The organism is Rapidithrix thailandica, from assembly GCF_039710355.1.
In the GTDB taxonomy this organism is placed as follows: Bacteria; Bacteroidota; Bacteroidia; order Cytophagales; family Flammeovirgaceae; genus Rapidithrix; species Rapidithrix thailandica.
The window spans coordinates 263,585-288,025 of sequence record NZ_JBDKWZ010000001.1 but is presented as its reverse complement, the minus strand read 5'-3'; the positions used below and the strand labels follow the sequence as shown (position 1 = coordinate 288,025).

Sequence of the window (24,441 nt, the reverse complement as noted above, 5' to 3'; positions counted from 1 at the left end):
GGAATACAAAGCTCCACAGTTGGCTTCCGGTCTATTACATAAAAGCAAAAACGCATAAAGAAGAGACTGTCTACAAAGACGATATGCAGACACTAAGACCTATATAGAAATAATTAATTACCAATCAAAGACTTGTGATTCTTTGTGTCTTAATAGCTTTGCGATTTTTTATCTGCTTTTGACTTTTTAGACCGTTCCCTAACCTGCAACGTGTTACGTTCGTCCGTTGTTATCCTCTATCTTACGAGCATTTGGGAACGGTGTGCATCCAATTTGATAAAAATAAACACCAGGATCGTAAATGACCAAAGCGAAGACCCTCCGTAACTAAAGAAGGGAAGTGGAATTCCGACTACGGGAAACAGACCGATAGTCATTCCGATATTGATCATAAAGTGAAAAAACAGAATCGAAGCCACACAATAGCCATATACCCTGCTGAAGCGGGCTTTCTGCCGTTCGGCTAATGTGATCAGCCGGCTGATCAATGTCATAAACAAGCCAATAACGATCAAACTTCCCAGCCAGCCATGCTCCTCTCCCACCGTGCAAAAAATGAAGTCGGTACTTTGATCGGGCACAAAGTCAAATTTGGTTTGGGTCCCTTCCAAAAAGCCCTTGCCCCAAATGCCACCGGAACCGATGGCAATTTTGGACTGGGTTACTTGCCAACCGACCCCCATAGGATCTTTGTCCGGGTGGATCAGAATATCAATCCGGTCGCGTTGGTGAGGTTTAAAAATATCCGAAATAATATAATCCACACTTAACACCAAACCGATCGCCATGGCAAACCCCACTAAGGTGATCAGAAGTTTCTTTTTTTGTTTGCGGAAAAGAAACAAAAAGAGCAATTCGACAATAACGATCCCACCAATAAAATAGTCCAGATGGCTTTCCCTCAAAAACAAAGTTGCAACAAACAGCGCAATGGCTGACAAGCCCAACACCATCAAATACGCGGGAAGACCTTCACGGTAAAACACAATCACCAATGCAGCAAACACCATGGCCGAGCCGGTATCTCCTTGTAAAATGATGAGAGCGGCCGGTACTAAGATAAACCCGAAAAGGCTGAACATCACCTTGGGTTTCTCCGCATGCATGGAAGGTTCTTTTAAAAAGCCTGCAACCGCCAGGGATACTGCTACTTTCGCAAATTCAGCCGGCTGTAGCCGCATAAAGCCAAAATCAAACCAAGACCGGGACCCAGCGATTTCTTTCCCAAAAAACAATACGCCTATCAACATCAAGACCAACCCACCATAAATACCGAAGGCAAACCTGTCAAATAGCTTAAAATCCAACAACAAGATGATAGCTCCCAGTAGTAAAGCTGAAAAAATCCAAAACAGTTGTTTGCCGGAATTCAGGTCTAAATTCACAATGCTTTTGTGGATTTCTACATCATATACAGCCGCATAGATATTTAACCAACCCAATGTAACCATCGTCAGGTACAACAGTATGGTAAACCAATCCAGTGACTTAGATAATTTTTGCTCTCTCATTCCTTGGATGTTGTGAATTAGTTGTAATGAATTTGGAATAAAAAAATAGAGGCAAACAAACTTCTCTTTATGATCTCCGAAAAATCACCTTGTAAGGTGGCAGGTTGATATCTCTTTCCCAATGAAGAGATCCTTGAAGGGCTTTTGTCATACACTCCCACTCCACTTATTAAAGATAAGATATAACACCAAAGCAAACAAACAGGCTACAGTATGTTAACAACTCACCCTGGGGCTAATTGTTTGCTTTGGTGGAATGGGACATGTGGAGAACCTTAATTTTCCAACAATCTCAAAAGAGTGGTCAAAGTATCTTTTAATTTTCTCCGGTTGACGATAAAATCCAAAAACCCATGCTCTAACAAGAACTCAGCACTTTGAAAGCCTTTGGGTAAATCTTTCCCTATGGTTTCACGAATTACCCGGGGTCCGGCAAAACCAATCAAGGCACCGGGTTCGGCGATATTAAAATCCCCTAACATAGCAAAAGAAGCCGTTACCCCCCCGGTAGTCGGATCCGTCATTAACGAGATATAAGGGACTTTTGCTTCTTCTAACAAGGCCAATTTTGCAGAGGTCTTTGCCATTTGCATTAACGAAAACCCCGCTTCCATCATCCGGGCACCACCGGACTTGGAAATCATTAAGAAAGGTGTTTTCGTTTTTAAACTGTAATCAATTGCCCGGGCAATTTTCTCCCCTACTACAGATCCCATAGAGCCACCGATGAAATTAAAATCCATACAGCAAACGCAAAGGTCTTTTCCATTTATTTTTCCATAAGCCGAACGGGCAGCATCTTTCAAACCCGTCTTTTTCTGACTGGCTTTGATGCGTTCAGGATAGGGTTTTGAATCGACAAACTCCAAGGGATCCGCAAACGACATATTTGCATCTAACTCCGTATATTCATTACGATCGAAGAGAATTTCAAAATACTCTGTAGAACCTATTCGCTCATGAAAATTATCATCCGGGCAAACATAGGCATTCTCCTGGAGCTCTTTCACATGAATAATTTTCCCGCTGGGGGTTTTGTGCCACAGTCCGTTGGGAGAATCTTTTTTCTCTTCTGTTGGGGTTGTTATACCTTTTTCTTTTCTTTTAAACCAAGCCATTTGATAAATGCATTTGTTCAAAAATAAATCTATCCTCTCCTTGCAAATTTGATGAATTACCTGCGATACTCTACTATTTTAAAAGTATTTTTTTCAAAAAACGCGCTTCCTTCACGCTCACGGCACTTCCATCAACAATTGCCTCCTTCCATCTCAAGGGTTTCTCCGGACAGACCTTGTTCATCAACGCAAACCCTATCAGATTTGCATTTTTCAATCAAATAGCAAAGATATCTTTTATTTTCAATTTTCATCCTAATTCCCACAGGAATGAGGGACAAGCATTGCAAGCGGAAACGTTCTGTTCAATACCGCACAAACTCCCGTTGCAACCCCCACAAATGGAATGAAGAAGCCCTATAGAACTTTAGAGCTTTTCCAAAAAAAAGCACACTTTTGATGGCTACTGCCCGGCATTCCATATAAGGATTTTGATGCCTTCCCATACACGTGCTTCCTTTCACGTATCTACAAGGCAACACGATATTGAACTTGCCACTGTTTTTAAGACCCGGAGAAAGTAAATCTTGACAAAAAAGAGCATCTGGACCATAAAAAATAACAAAGTTCACAAAAAAACACCTTCCTTTCTTGAAAGCGCCAGAGAATTTTATCTTTGTAAAGATCATTGAACGAAAAACTTATTAGGAATGAACTCAATTGAAAACAAGGTCAGCTTTGAATCAGGTGTAATCACTGGAGAGAAAGTACAGGAATTATTTGCGTATGCAAAGAAAAATCTTTTTGCGCTGCCCGCTGTCAATGTAATCGGAACCAACTCAATTAATGGTGTCATTGAAACCGCAAGGGATTTACATGCACCGGTAATTGTTCAGTTTTCGAACGGTGGCGCTCAGTTTTTTGCGGGAAAAGGCCTGTCTAACGAAAATCAACAAGCAGCCATTGCCGGTGCTGTATCAGGCGCTCGTCACGTACACCTCATGGCCGAAAAATACGGTGCAACGGTAATTTTGCACACGGACCATGCCGCCAAAAAATTACTCCCTTGGATTGATGGCATGTTGGATGCTGGTGAAGAGTTTTACAAAGTACATGGAAAACCGTTGTTCAGTTCTCATATGATCGACCTTTCAGAAGAATCGTTGGAAGAGAATATCGAGACCTGCAAGCGTTACTTAGAACGCATGAGCAAGATGGACATGACCTTGGAGATTGAATTGGGTGTAACCGGTGGTGAAGAAGACGGTGTGGACAATACGGATATAGACTCTTCAAAATTATATACCCAACCGGAAGAAGTAGCTTATGCTTACGAAGAGCTAAGCAAAGTAAGTCCTCGTTTTACCGTTGCTGCGGCTTTTGGTAATGTGCATGGTGTATACAAGCCTGGTAATGTGAAATTGACACCTGTCATCCTGAAAAACTCACAAGATTATATCCAGGAAAAATACGCATTGGGAGAGAAACCGGTAGACTTTGTTTTCCACGGAGGCTCTGGCTCAACCTTGGAGGAAATCCGGGAAGCGATCTCTTACGGAGTAATTAAAATGAACATCGATACCGACCAACAATGGGCGTTCTGGACGGGTATCAGAGATTACTACAAAGAGTTTGAGGGGTATCTGCAAACGCAAATCGGTAACCCTGATGGCGATGATGTTCCTAACAAAAAACATTACGACCCTAGAGTGTGGTTAAGAAAAGCAGAACAAGCTTTTAACCTTCGATTGAAACAAGCCTTTGAAGACCTGAACAATGTCGATACCTTGGCATAAAACAGTCAACATCGAATTACAAATCGCACAAAGCTCATTTTGTGCGATTTTTTTTATCTTTCCACTATGAGAAATGATCGCCAACCTCTTGTATACCTCTTGGCTTTAGCCTATGGGTTTGCCCTGTTTTTTGCCTGTACCACACAAAGTTTAGCGCAAGAGCATCAGGAATTTTATGACGATGGCCAGCTAAAGGCCCAAGGCCGGCTAATAGAGCAAGACAAAGAAGGCCAATGGAAATTTTATTACCCCAACGGACAAGTCAGTGCTGTACAACATTTTCGAAAGGGTCTGTTACACGGAGAAGCCCGGCTGTTTGACTTCGATGGACGGGTGATTGCCATCGAACACTGGCAACAAGATCTATTAGAAGGGCCGGCAAAAGAATTTTATCCCAATGGACAAGTCAAAAAAGAAGGGGAATACAAGCAAGGTGCCTATGAAGGGAAATGGAAGTTTTATCATGAAAACGGAGTACTCCGTCAAGTAGGCGCTTATCACCAAGGGTTTCCGGAAGGAACTTGGGAGATCTTTAATGAAAAAGAGCATTTGATCCAAAAAGGAAGTTACCAACAAGGCAAGGAACACGGACTCTGGAAATTTTATGATAACCGTGGCCGGCTGGCATACGAAGGACAATACCACAAGGGTACTCCCGTAGGAACCTGGTACCGTTTTAACCGGAAGGGAAAAAAGAAAGTATATAAAACCTATTAAGCTATCCTGACTGCTCCCCTACAATCAAACCTTCACCTGAAAACAGCTCTCTGAAGTACTCTTTCCTGAGAGGAAAACGCAAAAAACTTTCCAGCACAAATGAACCGGAAAGTTTTTCTCCTAATGGTCTATAATCGAATGCTTAACAGAAACTGCTAAACTTTGTTTTGATTGCTATACTGTGTTGTTTGTTTTCTTCTTTTACAAAGCTCTCAAAATTCTTAACTGCAGCTTCAAATTTGTGTACATAAGACTTACTTGTCTTAAAATTCACACTGTCTTTCAATTTAAAATATAAATGATTGGGTGTTGAAGTAATCATGGCTAAAAAATAAGTTACAATGAAAAATCCCACATCTAAATTACAAGACAAGCGAAAACTACAGGCTGACACATTTTTTTTTATTTTTTTTAAAATTCATACATAAACACCTGGAAAACAACACTATAATTATGTGTTTTTTTTACTAAGAAAACGCAAAGCATGTGTTAGGTGGGAAATATTTCAGGTATATGATAAAATTCTATATAGCTATTATTTATTCACATCATTATGTTTGCAGCTTGAAAAGTACAACACATCCCCCTCAGTATTTACAAATTATTTCCCTAACTTTCACACGACCTGGAATAAAGTAGACTAAACCAAGATTATACATGGCAAAAGCAAAAAAATTCGGTACATTTTCGGGGGTATTTGTCCCCTCTGTCCTCACCATTTTGGGGGTAATTATGTACTTGCGGCTCGGCTGGGTAACAGGACATGCCGGACTGATAGGATCTATTGTAATTATATTGATTGCCCATGTCATCTCCGTCACTACAGGGCTATCGGTTTCTTCGGTAGCCACCGATAAGAAAGTAAAAGCCGGAGGGCTCTATTACATGCTTTCCCGAAGCTTGGGGCTGCCCATGGGGGGAGCGATCGGAATCACCTTATATGTCGCTACCGCCCTGAGTATTTCCATGTATGTGGTGGGTTTTAGCGAGAGTTTTAACGATTTTTTAAGAGGGTTTATGGAATTGGGACAAACGCCTGAAGAAAAAACCCAATACATCCGGATTACCGGGTCTGTGACCATGTTGGTCATCACTACGCTAGCCTTAATCAGCACCTCTCTGGCCCTCAAAACACAGTTTTACATCCTGATCGCCATTGGCTTATCGCTAGTATCCATTTTCGGAGGAGGCTTGTTTACCAATCATTCCTATTACTCGGGTGGCATTATGATGTTTCCGAAAGAAGGTGTCAATATGGAAGATTTGTTTGCAATTTTCTTCCCGGCAGTAACGGGCTTTACGGCAGGGGTAGCCATGTCCGGAGATTTAAAAGACCCCAAAAAATCAATTCCTATGGGGACAATGGCCTCCATTACCGTGGGCTTGATCGTTTATATATTACTGGCGCTCTTCTTTACCATGAAGATTGATCCCACCGCCTTACAAAATGACACCAATATTCTATCGAAAATCACATTGTTTGCGGCATATGGCGCTCCATTATTAATGGCCGGCATCTGGGGAGCCACCCTTTCTTCGGCATTAGGAGGCATCCTGGGAGGCCCCCGTATTTTGCAAGCCATGTCCATTGATAAAATTACACCAAAGCAATTTGCTAAGGGGGTAGGCAAAGACAATGAACCTCGCAATGCCTTGATTTTAACCTTTATCATTGCCGAAATAGGGATTTTGATCGGAGAATTGGATTTGATCGCCCCTATTGTGTCCATGTTTTATCTGGCTGCCTATGGTTTTATCAACTTGACCTGTGCCTTGGAAAGTTGGGCCAGCTCCGATTTTCGCCCACAGTTTAAAATTCCGAAGTTTATCAGTATTGCCGGAGCCATTGCCACTTTTGCAGTGATGTTCAAGCTTAGCACCGGAGCGATGATCATGTCCTTTGTCATTATTGGCGGTATCTTCTTTTACCTTACCCGAAGACAAATCAGCTTGGGTTTTAGTGATATATGGCAAGGCGTATGGTCGGAAATCGTGCGCACGGGATTGTTTAAAATCAGCCATAAAGCAGGTGCGGACAAACGCAACTGGCGCCCGAACATCCTATTGTTTAGCGGTGGAGGACAAAAAAGACCTTACCTGATCGACTTTGGGCGCAACCTGGTCGGGAGGTTAGGCCTGGTCTCAAACATCGAATTAATCGTAAACGGGCAAAAACACAAAACCCTCTCCAAAGTAGAGGCCGCTGAAAAGTGGGAAAACGGGTACCAAGGTGTATTCTCACAGAAGTTTTATGTTGAAAATATTCTGGACGGCATCGAAACCATCTCCAAGGCCTATGGCTTTCCGGGGCTGGAGCCCAATACCATCCTGATGGGTTGGGCACACAATGCTGCTTCTCCACAAAAATTTGCTCACTTACTCAACAGTTTTACCGAACAGGATTACAACTTGTTGGTCATGCATTATGACCACAAAGTACAATTTGGCAAAAAATCGCAAATCGATATCTGGTACGATGGCCGGGGCAACAACCTCACCCTGGCTCTTACCATGTTGCGCTTTTTAATTTCTACAGACGAATGGATCAATGCTTCCTTACGCATTTTGATTCACACCAGCACTTCCAATGTCGATTCGGCCAAAGCCTATAAAATGATGGCTTCTGTTTTGGAGGAATTAAGGTTAACAGCCGAAATCAAAACCATCAACAGTGCTTTGGACACCCGCCCTCTATATGAAATCGTCAAGAGTGAATCCGGTAAGGCGGATTTGATTTTCATGGAACTTCCCAAAATCGAACCTTTAAAAGAGGAAGAATTCCATAGACAAACCGATGAGCTTTGTCAGCACATTGGGACGTTGGTATTTTATCGGGCTTCCAGTGAGTTTGAACCTATAGAGATCGGGCTGACACAAAGTCAAGTAAGCCAGCCCCAACCGCAGTTTTCGGAGATTGCCAGTGTGCGCAGTGAAGATTTGGTCGAGCAATTTACCTTACCGGAAGAGCTTAAACGCCCGGTACAAGGCCTGCAAAGAAGCCTGGAACATTTGGTATACCGACTCAATCAGCAACATATACAGCCCATTGTCACGTATTACGATGAGTTTTTACAACAATTTGAAGCATTAATTCTTTCCATTAAAAATCAAATCGACAACCCATCACAAAAGGGTACGGAGGAGGATATCACGTCTCAATTGTTGCATACGACACACCAACTCTTAAGTGAATTCCAAAACCAATCCCTCAAAGAAATCGAAGGGTCCCTGGCACAAGGAGTCGAAATTTTATTGGAAAACTCCAAAGAAATACTCGATCGCACACCGGAAACAGTTAAAGCCCAACTGGATGTACAGGCACTCAAAAGCCGCCATGACTTTCATACACTGCGCCAACATATAGGCCCGGGTAAATTTCGACTGAAAACGCTTTTCAAAGATCAGTTCATGTATATCGTCAAGTTGCAAAAGGTCATTGATTTTTACCTGAATCACACCTGGCAAAAGGCGATACATCAATGGATGGGGCAATTCACCGCAGACTCTCAATTTTACTTGTTTCAGGTACAAAAACATTTGCAAAATATTAATGAGCAATTGCAACATGTGAGTGCCGGTCAAACCCTGGAACCGGCCATCCGTCAACACTTATTGAATAACCTGGAGGATCATCTGAAGGAAATCAAATTGCTTATTGCCAGTAACCGGCAACGGAAAACCAATTACAGAGAGTTTTTAATCCGGGAAAGTGATTCTCTCATCAGGCACTTGGCCGGAAAATGCGACCAACTGTCTCTGCAAAGTACTTTGAAAGAAAAGAAACGCACTCAAAAAGAAGACAAACTGGCCCAACAGGAAATTCAGGCCTTTCCGGAAGCTTGGTCAAAAAACCAGGAGTTATTATTCAATTTTTCTTTGTTTGAGGTGAAGTTGTACCATATCCAGCATTTTATCCAAAACCGGATTAAAAGCCTCAAAAGTGATATCGATCAAGCAGTGGAAGGCAATATCCTGGTCGATTTGAAAAAGCTGAAATCCAACTTTACACGCATTTCCAATAAGCTGAACGGGCAGATGGAAGAAGTGAAAATCGCTTACACTCCTAGTGTTGACGCGTATCACAGGGAGCTAAGCGAAGAGTTCTTAAATACCATTGATGTGTTGACGGATGATTTGCCCGAATCATTGGATGTACCCGAAAACAATACCTCCATTGAGAACAATATCGTGGTATTTGAAGAAATGGATGCCATGAGCATCTCTCCTAAAAATGTGATTCACTATACCTTACAAACCCATTGCACCGAACCGATTGTTCAGGTCATTGATCAATTGTATTCGGATATTGAAAAGGAAAATAACCTGGTACAAGATGCCGTACGGATGGCCTCTTTCAGTCTGGAAACCGCTTTTTCGGAAAAGAGCGGTAAAGACAACTCTCTACGGGATATCAAAAAACTTTTGGAAGAGGAAAAAGACAGAGTCAGTGCCATTCAGCAAAAAATCAAAGAGCAAAAGGATCAGGTTTATCAAGAAATCCAGGCGGTAGAAAAAGAATTTTACGATCGCCTCAACCCATACTCTTTGGTAAAATCAGCAGTCAATATTGACTACTTCTTATTTTCAAAAAGTAAGTCCAAAGCGAAAAAGCGCTTTACTTCGATCAGCAATGTGGTAAAAGAAGGGGTACAAAATAGCATTACCAAATTAGTCTACCGCAGAAGTGAAGGGGTGCTGGCCGCTAAAAAGCTCCAGAATATGGGCTACTCTTCCACCAGTTATTTGGAGAACCTCATTCATTTAAAAGAAAAGGTTTCTCCGAAAAAAGACGTGTTACAGCATTTACCTTTTTACTACAAGCAGTTATTCCTGAAATCTCATACCTCCGGCAAAGAACTTTGGTACGGCCGGGAAAAAGAACTTCAGGAAATCAACAAAGCCATTGGCCGCTACCATCAAACCCGCTCGGGAGCCTTGTTAATTGTGGGAGAACAAGGCATGGGAAAAACCTTTCTGGCAGACTATGCGGCTCAACAAAACTTCTCCAAAGGCAAGGTATTTCATATCCATCCGCCTTTCAAAGGTTCTGCCAGTGTACGCACGTTTAAAAACAGCGTCACCCGGGCTTTGAAGTCTCATGAAGGTTTTGACACTGCCTTTGAGCGGTTGAATGACAACAGTGTCTGTGTATTTCACGATATCGAACTTTGGTGGGACCGTAGTCCTGACGGATACGCTGTCATTGATATGATTAAGCACTTAATCGACCAAGCCGGTCATAAGTGTTGCATGATCTTTACGATCAATCCGTATGCCTTCCGTTTTATCAATCATTTGAAAAACCTGGAAGATAGTTTCTTGAAGATTGTGACCTGTGAACCTTTCCCGGCGGAAGCCTTAAAAAATATCATCTTGCTAAGGCATCAATCCAGCCGGATGAAATTCCGCTTAAACGGACAATTGGAAAAAGACTTACCTGTCTGGAAATTAGCCGGTTTGTTTTCTTCTATTTTTGATATCTCCGGAGGAAATATCGGGATCGCTTTACAAACGTGGGTCAGCAATATTGAAAAAATTGACGGAGAGACTTTGGAAATCAAATCACCTACGTACCCGAATATAGAGGTACTGCGAAATATGAAACCGGAATGGGTCATTGTGCTGGTGCAGTTTATCCTACACAAACGCCTAACCACCGGCCGATTACAAAACATTCTTAATATCGACTTGGAAACCCTGGAAACACAACTTGTACCGATGTTGCGCTCAGGAATTCTTGTGGAAGACCATCAGGTGTTGAGCATCGATCCGTACATACGGCCGTTTTTGCTCAATGCTTTTGTAGAAAATGATATTTTATAAAAGGAAGATTGAACAATGCTTTTATCAAAATGTTTGGTTCTGTTTTAATCGCTTTACTCAATATGAAATTTCTTGATTTTGATATATATACCTTAGCCTTTATCAAGTACTTGATTTACGGCTTGTTGATATTCCTATCGTTTTTCTTGCTGAACAAAGTGGCCGCCAGTTTGCCTTTCCGTAGAAAATACAAAGACTTCACGGTAAGGACTTTAAGCATCGTAGAAGGGCTGACTTGGTTTTTGTTTATCGTTTATGCATCACAACAACTCATCAGTGATCCTACCCTCAACTCCATTATTTTATTAGCCATTTGCCTGGTAGCGATTATCTGGCTGGCTTGGTTCGGTGTGCGGGACTTTATTGCCGGGATCATCCTGAAATCCGATGGTTCTTTATCGCGATTCGAACGCATCAATGTAAAGGGTATCACCGGTAAAATTCTATCCTTGGGCTACCGTTCGCTGGAATTAGAAACGGACAACGGTGAGACCGTAACGATTCCTTACAGTCGTATTTCCGGGGAAATGCGTATCAAGCCCAACCCTAGCAAAACCGTCAAAAGCCATCGTTTTGAACTGTCGCTCCCTAAAGATATGCCAGTCAGTGAAACACGCGACTTACTCAACACTTTGGTTAACAGTGCTCCTTGGTCTTCCCTCAAAAAAGAACCGCAGCTTAAAATTCTGGCAGAAACTGAAGACCTCTACCGGTTTGAAATTATCATTTATACCTTACAAGTAGAGTATTTCCAGAAAGTAAAGCAATATATTCACGCTCATTTGCCCAAGGTTAAATTCAGCAATGCCACTGTTGTATAAAAAAGTATTGAAAGGTTCAAGAGAGGTTCGGTAGGAATCCGAATGGATGCCTCCTTCATTTATTGGTGAATAAATGCCTTATCTTACCGCTATTACCGGTTCCTGCCAACCTATTCTTTGGCAATCAGGTTTTGGTATTGCTCATAACGGTTGAAAATTTCTTTGACATAACGGAAAGGTTCTTCTCCCCGGCAGTACCCAAACTTCACCGATTCGTCCAGATAATACTTTTTCTTGGACTTCTGACGCACCCACTGATCTACCTCATTTGTCCAGGTATTGGGATCATTTTCGTGTTTTTCAGCTAACCGACGGGCATCCTGAATATGTCCGGGTCCTACATTGTAGCTGGCCAATACAAATTTGACCCGTTCAACGGAATCGGGAACTTCTTGCCAAAGCGTTTCCAAATCATTTAAATAATTCACACCGGCTTTGATACTTTCTTCAGGGTTTGTCAAGTCCGTCACACCATAATGAGCGGCTGTTTCCGGCATCAACTGCATCAACCCGGAAGCCCCGGCCCAAGAGTTGGCTTTGGGATCGAAACGCGACTCTTGGTACACCATAGATGCCAACAAACGCCAATCCCAACCCAATTGATGGGCGTATTGTTTGAGCAAAGGGTCATAAGGCGATACCTTACTACCCGATTTTGAAAAGTATTCACTCTGTATTCTTTGAGAAAAAGCTCTCCGGTTTTTAAAATACTTATTATATGTCACATTAAATTCCAGTTTGCCACGCAAGCCTACAATCAAGGAATTCAACGTATCCAATAGTTGCGGAGAACTTTTGCGAACGGCCCATGCCTGTCGTTGAGGAAAACTCACGGGTGTTTTCGTGTCCAAATTGGTATAAAAAGTACGGTTAATCTCCGCAATGTTTTGATCTGCCACGGTGTAGGGAATCTCTCTATTGGCCACCTTTCGCACCAACTCACTGGTTTCTAACTCTCCTCTCAGGGTTTTAATCAGAATGTCCCCTCCAATTTCTTCGGAGAGGTTCAATAAGCGGGAATAATAGGCCGAGTTTTCATGCACATACACTTCTTTTCCTATCAGTTCTATTTGATTCCGGATCAGTGCCTTTTCCACCTTCACCGGATGCATTTGTCGCCATTGATCCGGTTTGCGCTGCACCAACACTTGTCGGGTTGTGGTGTAGTGCTCGGTAAAAGCAAACTTTTCTTTACGGTGTTTGGTAACAGTAAGGCCATGAGCAATGATATCCCCTTCCCCTTCCGAAAGCATCCGGAAGGCTTCCGAAAAATCATTGGAGATCCGGATTTCCAATTCCAACTGAAGTTGTTTGGTGAGTTTTTGTAATAGCTCGTATTCAAAACCCATCGGTTGCCCTCTGTATAGAAAATAACTCGTAGGGTTATACTGCATGATGGCAATGAGTTTGCCCCGTTCCCGGATATCCGGAAGGTCAAAGGCTACTTCTATCAAGCGTACCGGAGTATTTCCCTTTTTTTCTTCAACAGCCTGCGAACAGGCTCCTAAAAGGAATGTCCATAACAGTAAAACCAAGATTGTCTCTTTCATTACCAAGGCGCATTGATGGGCAATTCACCTTACAGGTTATTAAAAAAACAGGAAACAATCAAGCAAAACCAACTGAAAAACAATCAGTTCATGAGCTTAGCAGTTTTTTTTACGTGTTTTAAACATTCCCATGAACAGATAAAAGCACTTATAACCTATCCTTTTGACAAAATCCCACGTATTTTTATCAAAAGAAAGTTCAATTCTTCCTTAAGAACTATAACTTTATTCTCTAATCATTTTTTCAACACAAAATTAACTTACCATGAAAATCACCTATTACGGACATTCGTGCTTTTCCATAGAAACCGGAGGAAAGCATTTGTTATTTGATCCGTTTATCACCCCTAATGAATTGGCAAAAGACATCAATGCAGACACCATTCCGGCAGATTATATTTTGCTAAGTCATGGGCACGAAGACCACGTAGCTGATGCCATTAGTATCGCGAAACGTACCAATGCTACCGTTGTATCTAATTTTGAAATTGTCAACTGGTTTGGGCGGCATGGCATCAAAAAAGGCCATCCTATGAATATTGGCGGCAGTTGGGCGTTTGACTTCGGAAAAGTAAAATACGTCAATGCAGTGCATTCCAGTGTTTTACCTGACGGAACTTACGGTGGTAACCCGGGTGGTTTTATCCTCAATATTGAGGGGAAAAATCTGTATTTTGCAGGAGATACGGCCCTGACAATGGATATGCAGCTGATTCCGAAGTTTGCCAAACTGGACTTGGCTATTCTTCCGATCGGGGACAATTTTACGATGGGTGTGGAAGATGCGGTAGTAGCTGCGGATTTTATCCAATGCAACCGGATATTGGGTGTCCATTACGATACCTTTGGCTTTATCAAAATAGACCATGAAGCGGCAAAAAAGACATTTTCAGCGGCCAACAAAGAATTAACCTTGCTGGAAATCGGAGCTTCTTTAAGTCTTTAAAATCGAATTTTCTCTCACAGGCTTGGCCTGAAAGCACTTCTTCTCCTGTGAGAGCATTTTTGTTTTTTAGATATCAATACACTTCTCTTTCTTATATAAAAACAGTTCTTAACAGGGATGCCCCTTCCGGATAAGGAAAGTTGGATTACTCCTACCAAAAGTTTAATCTTTCACCTTCCACTTATATTTTGTATATCATATCCCCAGCCTGACTGTTATTGTTAACAACAACCAACCGGTTTTTACGTAATAAAAATCCAATTACAAGCGATCCCAAACCAAACACGGCAAAAGAATGGCAGAAGACCCAAACAAGCTTAACGAATTGCTGGCGAGAATAAATTCTCTACAAAATCGGCAAGAGCATTTTCAAAGAGAAATCAACCAATTAAAGGCTGAGGTACTCACTTTACAACTTTCATCTACCATTAAGCAGAAGAAAGAAACCGTCAGTAGCCCACCTCCGGTTCGACAAGAATCCACGCCTCAAAAAGAAACCGTTTCGGCAAAAACCGTTACCCCCGTCTCAGCCAAACCATCTTCTCCGGAGCAAAAAATCAAGTTTCCAAAAGTTGGAAAATCTAATTTGGAGGAGTTTATCGGAGGCAACCTGATCAACAAAGTCGGGATCTTGATTCTGATCATAGGAGTTGCTATCGGGATCAAATATGCAATTGATAATGAATTGATTAACCCGCTCACCCGGATTGTATTGGGTTATCTCACAGGATTCGGTTTGTTAGGCTTTGCAGCCAAGCTGAAAAAGAAATATCATAATTTCAGCGCAGTGTTGCTTAGCGGGGCCATGGCCATCCTGTATTTTGTCACTTTTGCCGCATATGATTTTTATGCATTAATCCCCCAGCTTTTAACCTTCGGGATCATGGTTATCTTCACGGGCTTTACGGTCTTTGCCGCAATCCAATACAATCAAAAAATCATTGCCCATATCGGTTTGGTAGGCGCTTACGCGGTTCCGTTTTTACTTAGCGAAGGTTCCGGGAAAGTTGTAGTGCTCTTCAGCTATGTCGCCTTGGTGAATTTGGGAATTTTGGCCGTGGCCTTTCAAAAATACTGGAAGTCCTTATACTATAGTGCTTTTGGGTTCACATGGATAATTTTTGCCAGTTGGTTGGCTTTCAATTACTCTGCGGAAAACCATTTAGCCATCGCCCTTTCCTTTAGTTTTATATACTTTATCATTTTTTATGCTGTAACCCTAGGGTACAAATTGATCCGTAACGAAGCCCTGGTAGCCAGTGATGTGATCATGATGTTACTCAATGCCTTCTTACATTACGGGTTCGGTTTTTCCAGTTTGAACAGCCATGCTCTGGGAGATGAACTCTTGGGGCTGTATACCTTGGCAAATGGAGTAATACATTTTGGGGTTAGCTACTACTTGTACAAACAAAAAAAGGCAGACCGGAATTTATTCTATTTAACCACTGGAATGGTATTAACCTTTATTACCCTGGCTATTCCCGTGCAACTGGACGGCAATTGGGTGACGCTGTTATGGGCTGGTGAAGCAATATTGATGTGCTGGATCGGCCGGGCCAAAAAAGTAACTTTTTACGAAAGGCTTTCCTATGTACTCATGATTTTGGCCTTTTTCAGTTTACAAGAAGACCTGGAAAAGGCTTATAGCTTTTCTCAATTAGACATCACGCCGGTTTTCAATATACATTTTCTTACTGCGATGTTGGTGGCCGGTGCTTTTGCCGGAATCCTCTATCTTCAAAAGAAAAAATATCCGGTTCAAGCAACAACGCTCAACTGGCTGGGCAAAATTATGATGTTTGCCATTCCTGCCATGTTTTTGCTTACCCTCTATATCGCCGGGTACATGGAAATTGCCAATGGCATGGATCAATTATATGACGCGTCTATTATCCAACTTGGTGATACTGTACTTTACAACTTTGATTTAATACACTACAAAACACTTTGGTTACTCAATTTTAGCCTGTTGTTTATTGCTGTGGTAAGTTGGGTCAACATCCGGAAACTCCAAAATAATACCCTTACCTATGTCACACTACTGCTCAGTGTGATCACTTTATGTTTATTCTATACTACGGGACTGTTGGCTTTGGGAGAATTACGGGAGAGCTACCTGAGCCAACTGCACGAGGAATATTACCAACGGGGTGTCTTGAATATTCTCATCAAATACCTTTCTTTCGGTTTTGCCGGATCGGTGGTGTATACATGCTTCTTATACAGCCGGCACATCATCAAAACCAGCAACTTTCGAATCGCTATTGATGCGCTGTTTTACCTGTCTTTATTGGTTTTCTGTAGCAATGAATTGGTTCAATGGATGGACTTGATGAAGTCGACTCAGTCGGATAAGTTAGGGCTCAGTATTCTCTGGGGAGTCTTTTCTCTAGTGGTTATTCTGCTTGGTTTCAAGCAAAACAAAAAACATTTGCGCATTGGAGCGATTTGCCTCTTTTCCGTCACCTTACTCAAACTGTTCTTTTACGATATCGCTCACTTGGATACACTGGCCAAAACCATGGTTTTTGTTTCCTTAGGAATTTTGCTTTTGGTGATTTCATTCTTATACAACAAATACAAAAACACTCTCCTCGATGAAAAATAAAATTGGTATCATCATATGGTGCTTACTTTCAGGAATACTCTCGATACCGGGACTGGCTCAAATAGAGCAGTCCCCTTACAGAAGGTCTTTATCGGGAGTCAATAGCACATGGCATCAATTAGAACTGCCGGAGGATTTGTTTGAAAAAATTCAGCCGGATTTTTCGGATCTCAGAATTTATGGCATCACTACGGATGATACCTTGGAAGTCCCTTATTTACTACAGGAGCTGGCTGATAAAACAGAGCGAAAAGAAATTTCCTTTGACTTAATCAATCAAGTAAAACAAGGGGAGGATTATTATTATACGTTTAAACTTCCGGAAGACAAAGCAGTAAATCATCTGAAACTAAATTTAAAAAATGAAAATTTTGACGGATGGGTAAGTTTGGAAGGCTCACAAAACCAACAAGAATGGTTTTCGATTGTTCAAAATCAACGGATTCTTTCCATCAAAAACGCACATACAAATTTCCGGTATACCACCTTGAACTTTCCCAAAGTGAAGTATGCCTATTTGCGCTTAAAAATCACCCGAGTTGTTCAACCCGAATTGCTTTCCGCTCAGATTCAGTCCATAACCCAAACACCCGGGCGTTTGAAAAAATATACACCTACCCAAGTGCAAACCCAGGAAAACAAATCGCCAAAAGAAACACTAATCACTCTTCAGCTTCAGAAACTGTTACCGGTCAGTCAAGTACAAGTACACGTAGCGGCTGATTTCGACTTTTACCGTCCTATCCGCATCGAAACCCTAACGGATAGTGTACAGAGTGAAAAGGGTTGGCATTACCATTACCAAACCGTATACACAGGTTATTTGAATTCGGTGGAGGAAAACCTGTTTGCCTTTGAAAATACACTGACCCGGAAGGTACGGATACATATTCAGCATTTTGACAACGAACCCTTAGCGCTTCAAGGATTTGGGATACAGGGCTTTCAATACACGCTTGTGGGAAGGTTTGCCAAAGAGGCCGATTATTATTTATACTATGGCAGCTCCAAAACACCACGGCCCCATTATGATATAGTCAACTTCCGGGACAAAATTCCGGAGGATTTACAAATGCTGTCGGTAGGGGAAGAAGAAAAAATTGCGATAGTGGAAAAGCCAAAAACCCGTGCCTTATTTGAAAACAAACTTTGGCTTTGGGCGATTCTGTTGGTTATGATCCTGATCATCGGAGGGCTGACCATTCAAATGATGCGAAAATGATATATTTCTGATTTTTTAAAAAAACCTGCTTGTGTATTCCAAGCAGGTTTTTTTAATGTTGAAGTGAATTAAACTTTTTCTTTTTGCTAAAAAATGTTTCAAAAACTATAAGTGTAAACCACTCCGTTATTTTAAAGTCAATACATTATAACCACTATCTGCAATTCCGATAAAACCATAAACAGTTTCTCCAGGATTGATTTGACGATCATTTAAAATGTTGGCGGTTAGTTCTCTTTTAAATTTAGTATTTGCCGAACCGGAAACCCCCATATTGATAGCGGTAATTCCCGGACCCAGTACCAAACCGAAAGGGATTGATGAACTTGAACCATCCGAGCTGGTAGTCGTTAACTTGGCTGGTGTCATCAACAAATAAAGCAGGTAAATAGGAACATTCTGTTTCAATTCACGGTGAACATGGGCAGATTCCAAAAGGGTAACCGGCATGTTGCCACTATAGACATACATGTCTTTACCAAAGATAAAAGGCTTGCCCGAGTTGTTAACTACTTTTACTGCAACTAACTTGATGCCCTTTTTGCTTTCTTTTTTTGCATACTTTTTATTCCCCCTTTCATGGAGTACATCATACTTGTAAGAAAATTCTATTTCATTGTTTGATGTGGTTGAACTGTAATTAATTTGATTAGGGGCGATTGTGTGATAACCGGAAGCACATGATGTCAAAATGCATCCCGCTAACAATAGGGTAAAGAGTCTTGTCATTGTCAACATTTATAAAGTTTACTATTGAGTGATGTGGCACTATTCATTTACCGAATTACCACTAGACATTATTAAAAAGCGACAAAAATATGCAAATACCTTTTTACTACAAGTTCATGTGTATCTTTACTTAGACATGACTCCTTCAACTTCTTTTTTTACAATAGGCATCACAATCAATAACTACCTGTAATTAGTATGAATAAACCGTAGGGATCGACAAAGACTTTATCTTGAGTTGGCCAGAACGGGAGTTGAAGATTATACCATCCCTGATTTCGGTGATTTTTGGCAATCGCTTCTTATGGGGAGCGAATTCTTAGTTCAAAAAAATACATTTGTATATAAATTAAATGGCTTTCATCATTCCCAAAATACCCATACGACTATGGAAGAAAATGCAGGATTCTCATTATTAGAAAAAAATATTTTAAAGGCGAAAGGCTTAAATGAAGAGCAAGTGGAATTGTTAATTGCTTCAGGTATTCAGTCCAAAGCCGATTTTACGATTGTAGGAGATGCACAAACCTTGGCCGATATTACGGATATCGACCTGGAAACGGCTCAAAAAGTAATGACTTGGGCCATTGGTGCTCCGGCAGCTCAAGCGGCCCCGCCTGTCCAGGAGAGTAGTACATCCACTCCACAAACCGTAGTGGTAGAAGGTGCGGATGTGGTCAAATGTGTACACTGTGGCACCAAGCAACCGAAAGATTATAAAACCGGAGACCTCTGTCTCTCTTGTGGCAACCAAGCAGAGCCTGTACTAACCTGTTACTGGTGTTCTTCCAGTGGCCCGGGTAAATTTTGCCGGTCTTGTGGCGCTGAATTTGTTCCTTCCAGTGACCTGGAAATTGCCGTATTGATGAAACGGGAAGGCGAAGCTAAAAACATAATTGCCAAACAATTGAAGGAAATGACACCGGGCGAAAAAGAAAACATGTGGGCTCGTATCCGGAAAATGAGAGGAGACGCATAACCTTGGCTTACAGTATACAATGTTCCTTTTAACGTCAGTGAATGAGAGTCCATTCACCAGAGGCATGTGAGAAATGAGTCCAACACACGGTTTGTAGTGAGGATGCATTTTTTACATGCCTCTAATACCACCCAATATCTAAAAACCTATAATATCCGATGTCCATAAATAGCATCCATTGTCAACATTGCGAAAGCGTACAGCCCAAAGAGTGGAAGGCAGGTGACTTGTGTAATAACTGTGGAAGTTCCGTGAGAGAAGAAGTGCGCTGTGCCTGGTGTGCTAAACTTACTCCCAAAGGAAATTTTTGTAAACACTGTGGCAACCAAGTGCAACCCGACCGGCTGTATCCTGCTGCCCGGATGCTCAAAAGCCTGGGAGTAGACCAACTCCAACTCACCGAAAAGCTTGGAGAAATCAATGATGCCCAACTTCAAAATTACGAACGCCTCTACAACAAACAATTGGCGGAAGTCTACCGTAGAGTGGATGAGGTCCGTTTAGCCGAAAAGTACTTGGTTCTGAAGCATTATTCCAGCCGCTTGGAGAATGACTTAGTGGTGCAACTGCCCATGAACGAAGCCCAGTTGGAGGAACTGAGCCAGGGCCCCATGTTACAGTTGGAAAACAACCCTGAAGCTCTATCAAAGGTAATTGAGCACAGTTCGCTAACTTTTTGCAGAGACTTAGCGGTATTGGCTTCCTTTTACCGACAAGACCAACCGCTACCGTTCATCGGAAACATTGACCTGAATACTTTTTTACCTGAACACATTCAGAACAATACTTTCCTGGCCCAGGAAGCGGCTTTGCTGCTAGGCTCGGCAAAATCCATGACAGTAGATTTGAAGAGCGACTGGATGTTTCAACACGTTGCCAAAATTGAGGATTTATTAACTCCCCTCCTCAATGTACCAAGGGTGCAACAATATGCCGCCTTAGCCTTGTTACGACTCCACCGGGATACGGCTCATCCGTTTACACAAACCAATCTTGAACGATTAAAAGAATTGGCGGAAGATGCCCTGCGCAGTAATATTGCAGAGGTACAATTGTCCGCAGCGACCTTATTACAACACGATGAGGTACTGGTTAATTTTATTACGACCGAATCTACTTCTCTTCCTCATTGGCAAGAACAATTTGCTATTCAACAGTTGATTCAAAACCGGTCTGCCGTTCTCACCCGTGTGAAAGACTCACAGGGGATACTTCCTTTGCAAATCATCCTGGGAATTTGTGAGACGGTATACGCCTTGGTCATCCCTGAAGCATGGATGCCTGCCCTTGAAGCGTATCTTTCTTCCTCCAGTATCGATTTCAACCAATCACCACATAAAGAGCTTTCTTCCATATTAGTAAGTAAAATACTTACGCATTCGAGGGTTGAGACAAAAGAGGCTGCTTCAATGCTTTCTAAAGTGGCCCTGCAACAAAATAAACCCGAATGGCTCATTCACATCCTTTCCAATTCGGACGAATTAATTGAAGAAAGTCAGCAAATCCTGCATGCCCTCTGTGAACACCCTTTTGATAAGGCCTACCTGTATCCTTTATCCGAGGCTGTAAGTCATTACTCTATCACACCAAAAGTCTTGAAATGGCTGTTCACCTATATTGTGAAGGAACGGGGTGCTCTGGCTTTTGCAGCCGACTTCAGAGACAAAGGATATCTTGAAAGGATCTTCAATGGCGTATTAAAACAAGGAGATATTGCCTCCTACCATCTGACTTGGTTTTTGCTTGAGCAAGCCTCCTACGGAGAAATGCATTTTCATGCAAAGTGGATCGGAATGTATTTAAACAACCACTTTCATCACAGTGAGCTCTGTTACCAACTGGAAGCAGGTACCACGCCTAAAAACTACCGCTTTAGCCAAGGGTTTCTTCAAGATTTTTACCAGGGAAATTTAAAGGCTTTTCTTCAGGCGTATGTCAAGGCCATGCAATTAAAAGTTCCTCTACGAAAGGTATTCCAGGAGCTTATTGAATTGGACAAAGTATACTTTGCCGACTTATTGAGTCAGGATAAAGAGGCATGTATTTATTTTGCATCGGAATTGATCGACTTCTACCCGGTAGACAACCAGGAACATCTGATACACGAACTTTTTAATCTTAGCAACAGCTCCGGCAAGCAACCCCTTGTAGAGGTCCTTGCCTTTACCAGGATCAACCCTACAACGGTCAAAATCCTGAGTAACCTTTACCAACACACGTGCAAATTTTCCCCGGCTCTGACTCAACAATGGGTAAAAACACTGACTGATCACCGGGATAAAATTGCTCATGATCTTCATTTCCGTTCGGATGTGCAAAGTGTGCTCAGAAATCAAAAACAAGCCGAAGGCACGCACTTTTATACCCTTCATCAGTTTCTGTTCAGCGTCTTGGTCAACCCTAACAGTCCGGAAGAAGAACAGGCATTCTTTAGCATTTTCCAAGACATTGTCGATGCCGACCCTCAATATTTGTTCACTGACGGGCAGGTATATACTTTGGATTTTCACGGCTTGTACACCCATATCTTCAGTGACCTGAAACACTTATTAGAAGTGTTTGGCTCTTTGCTCACGCATCAGAACAACTATCAAATCTTGCATTATTTGGTAGAGGAAGCGGTAAAGGTCAGAGACGAATTGCCAAACATCTCTGAAGCCTTGGAATGCATGCCTTCCTTACAAATCCTTCCGGGTAATATTGTCCTTTACCTTAAAAAACATACGTCAGGCATCGAAACACAAGAGCAGTTTCGCATCAAGCCTATCATGCAACTCTTACAGGCTACTTGTATATACAGTCATCAAAAAGAAGGGGTATTTCAAGAGTTGTGGAAGCTTGATTTGTCCTTTGACCTGAACTCTGAAATTGCCAGAGACGTTCTGACCCGACTTTTAGAGGTTTTGATTCAAGAAAAACCACAGGTCTGGCTTTTCCAGATTTATACCTATCTGGAAGATTATTTTTTCAACGACCGGGGAAATGTAAGTTGGCTTCCTGATTTTCTGGAAAGCCAATGTGAACGGATCGCTACTCTTTTACAGGAGCAAGAAGACCTTACCGCCAAGATTGGTAATATCCTTTTCAATGAGCTTAAAAAATCGGAAAAGGAATATACGAATCATGGCAGCTATTTCAAATTTCTGAAGGATCATGTCATCCAGTTATTTGGCAAGAGTCCATGGCGCCAAAGCTTTGCCAATTATTTGCAAACGCTAATCGATAATGATGAGATTTCTTTCTTCCTGAAAAGCGACTTGGAAACTTTTATTGAGGAAAGTAATGCCACTATTTCTGAAGAAGAAGAGCAAGAAACAGCAGATATCACGGATGAGGACAGTATCGATACCGGTGATTATTTCCTGGGCTATGACGAAAGCGAGATTTTCTGGAGTTTGGAAGAAGCTCAAGAGAAATTTGCTACGGACGATTTTACCTTCCGGCAGTTTTGCGATCATCTGCCCTATTATAAGAAAGAGCGCAAAGACAATCCCGTACTCTTGGATTTCTTACTGGAAAAAAGTGACACTCTTCAAGAGGAGTTTACTCAAAACATGGGCTTACCGGTACTTCTCTTACAAGCTTTATGCAATATCATTATGGATCCGGCCACTGCTCCTGACGGGATATTCCCTCAGTATGGAACGAAAGCAAGGGAAGCCTTTCTGCACTTTGGAAAAGGTTCCATCTACGCCATGCATTACAAAAGTACCTTTGTAATGTTGATGCAAAGCACGCCCAATTTGACCGATACACATAAAGCAGTCATTACAGAAGTGATGGCAAACATTTAAAAGGAAGACAGGAAAAGCAGTTTAAAATTTATTCTTAGCAAAAAACCGATCTCAATATGATGCATATACCTCTTCGCTGGTTAGAGTTGACAGACAGTATACGTTGGTGTATCAGTTTGTCCAGTATACTTACCGAAGCCAACTATGGCCGGCACGATCTGTTTTGGAGTACAGAAAAAACTCAGGAGAATATCGACTTTTGGAAGAAAAACCTGATCTCCTATTGGGATGTTCACAATACCAAAGAAGCATTGGATACATTGTATTGGCTACGGGAAAGCGGAGGACACCGCAAGAATTATATGCAAATGCAACAATATATATCCAGCTTAACGGATGAAGAGTATCAACTACAATTGGGTAAGTGGGAAGCACAAAATCCCGATACTGCCATTCAATGGAAAATCGTCCGGCAATACGCTCAGGTATTGCGCTACAAAGGTATTATGGCCTGGGACCTGGGACGGTATATTTCCCTTTGCCGTTGGTTTGCTTTGGTAGGTTATCTCGATGAAGAAGAGGCCTACAATCGCATGAAACCCATGGCCCATCAGGCAAAAAAGTATTTTAACAATTGGAACGACTGGGCTGTAAACTATATGATTGGCAGGCAGTTTTGGTCAAAAAACCTGACACTCTCCAACACTGATGAATATATGGCGGCCTATACACGCCTGAAAAATAACCCGGAAAGCCCGTTCAACACCCTTGACTGGAATGTACCCTTAGAGGATGATTAGTTGAAAGGTCATGGCAAACGAGCATTTCTAGCTTACAAGATAAAAGTATATGTTTTAATAGTATGTTCGAAAAATGCCTACTCCAATTTCTTTAAAATAATTTTTTCATAATCAAAGATATATCATAGCCTCTCGCCGGGTTGT

14 protein-coding genes are annotated in these 24,441 nt (G+C 41.8%); 10 read left to right on the top strand and 4 right to left on the bottom strand.

All coding sequences use genetic code 11. The features are described from left to right. Window positions 1-236: 236 nt before the first annotated feature. Complete coding sequence (rodA, locus tag AAG747_RS00970; RefSeq protein WP_346819244.1) at window positions 237-1,511, bottom strand: rod shape-determining protein RodA; 1,275 nt, start codon at window positions 1,509-1,511, stop codon at window positions 237-239. 275 nt (window positions 1,512-1,786) lie between these two features. Next, on the bottom strand, window positions 1,787-2,629 hold the full coding sequence (gene accD / locus AAG747_RS00965; RefSeq protein ID WP_346819243.1) for an acetyl-CoA carboxylase, carboxyltransferase subunit beta: 843 nt from the start codon (window positions 2,627-2,629) through the stop codon (window positions 1,787-1,789). A 650-nt stretch (window positions 2,630-3,279) separates the two neighbouring features. Between accD and fbaA the strand changes: the two genes are divergently transcribed. The 4 genes from fbaA (at window position 3,280) to AAG747_RS00945 (ending at window position 11,726) form a co-directional block, all read left to right on the top strand. Next, window positions 3,280-4,365 (top strand): class II fructose-bisphosphate aldolase, encoded by a 1,086-nt coding sequence (gene fbaA / locus AAG747_RS00960; protein ID WP_346819242.1) that lies wholly within the window; start codon window positions 3,280-3,282, stop codon window positions 4,363-4,365. 66 nt (window positions 4,366-4,431) lie between these two features. Next, on the top strand, window positions 4,432-5,082 hold the full coding sequence (locus AAG747_RS00955; protein ID WP_346819241.1) for a toxin-antitoxin system YwqK family antitoxin: 651 nt from the start codon (window positions 4,432-4,434) through the stop codon (window positions 5,080-5,082). A 657-nt stretch (window positions 5,083-5,739) separates the two neighbouring features. Continuing rightward, window positions 5,740-10,905: an AAA family ATPase gene (locus tag AAG747_RS00950; RefSeq protein ID WP_346819240.1), complete on the top strand. Its 5,166-nt coding sequence runs from the start codon at window positions 5,740-5,742 to the stop codon at window positions 10,903-10,905. A gap of 62 nt (window positions 10,906-10,967) precedes the next feature. Continuing rightward, entirely contained in the window at window positions 10,968-11,726 is a 759-nt protein-coding gene (locus tag AAG747_RS00945) for a mechanosensitive ion channel domain-containing protein (protein WP_346819239.1), read from the top strand. Between the two features lie 110 nt (window positions 11,727-11,836). Here the strand turns inward: AAG747_RS00945 and AAG747_RS00940 are convergent, their stop codons facing one another. Next, window positions 11,837-13,276: an MltF family protein gene (locus tag AAG747_RS00940; RefSeq protein WP_346819238.1), complete on the bottom strand. Its 1,440-nt coding sequence runs from the start codon at window positions 13,274-13,276 to the stop codon at window positions 11,837-11,839. 265 nt (window positions 13,277-13,541) lie between these two features. Between AAG747_RS00940 and AAG747_RS00935 the strand changes: the two genes are divergently transcribed. From AAG747_RS00935 to AAG747_RS00925, 3 genes are all read left to right on the top strand, one after another. Then, complete coding sequence (locus AAG747_RS00935; protein ID WP_346819237.1) at window positions 13,542-14,222, top strand: metal-dependent hydrolase; 681 nt, start codon at window positions 13,542-13,544, stop codon at window positions 14,220-14,222. Window positions 14,223-14,517: 295 nt separating this feature from the next. Then, complete coding sequence (locus tag AAG747_RS00930) at window positions 14,518-16,833, top strand: DUF2339 domain-containing protein (protein WP_346819236.1); 2,316 nt, start codon at window positions 14,518-14,520, stop codon at window positions 16,831-16,833. Then, window positions 16,823-18,055 carry a DUF3999 family protein gene (locus tag AAG747_RS00925; RefSeq protein ID WP_346819235.1) on the top strand — a complete coding sequence of 411 codons (1,233 nt, stop codon included), beginning with the start codon at window positions 16,823-16,825 and terminating at the stop codon, window positions 18,053-18,055. Before AAG747_RS00930 ends, AAG747_RS00925 begins: the two co-directional genes overlap by 11 nt. 126 nt (window positions 18,056-18,181) lie before the next feature. Here the strand turns inward: AAG747_RS00925 and AAG747_RS00920 are convergent, their stop codons facing one another. Beyond that, a complete protein-coding gene (locus AAG747_RS00920) occupies window positions 18,182-18,784 on the bottom strand; it encodes a hypothetical protein (protein WP_346819234.1) in 603 nt (200 codons plus the stop codon). Window positions 18,785-19,022: 238 nt separating this feature from the next. Here AAG747_RS00920 and AAG747_RS00915 point away from each other — a divergent pair, with 238 nt between their 5' ends. The 3 genes from AAG747_RS00915 to AAG747_RS00905 all read left to right on the top strand — a co-directional run bounded on the left by AAG747_RS00915 (window position 19,023) and on the right by AAG747_RS00905 (window position 24,297). Beyond that, window positions 19,023-19,763, top strand: coding sequence for a hypothetical protein (locus AAG747_RS00915; protein WP_346819233.1), 741 nt, complete (start codon window positions 19,023-19,025; stop codon window positions 19,761-19,763). A gap of 158 nt (window positions 19,764-19,921) precedes the next feature. Continuing rightward, window positions 19,922-23,557 carry a zinc ribbon domain-containing protein gene (locus tag AAG747_RS00910; RefSeq protein WP_346819232.1) on the top strand — a complete coding sequence of 1,212 codons (3,636 nt, stop codon included), beginning with the start codon at window positions 19,922-19,924 and terminating at the stop codon, window positions 23,555-23,557. Window positions 23,558-23,613: 56 nt separating this feature from the next. Continuing rightward, the gene (locus AAG747_RS00905) at window positions 23,614-24,297 is read left to right on the top strand and encodes a DUF1266 domain-containing protein (protein WP_346819231.1); all 684 of its coding nucleotides are present in this window, start codon (window positions 23,614-23,616) and stop codon (window positions 24,295-24,297) included. Window positions 24,298-24,441: the final 144 nt, after the last annotated feature.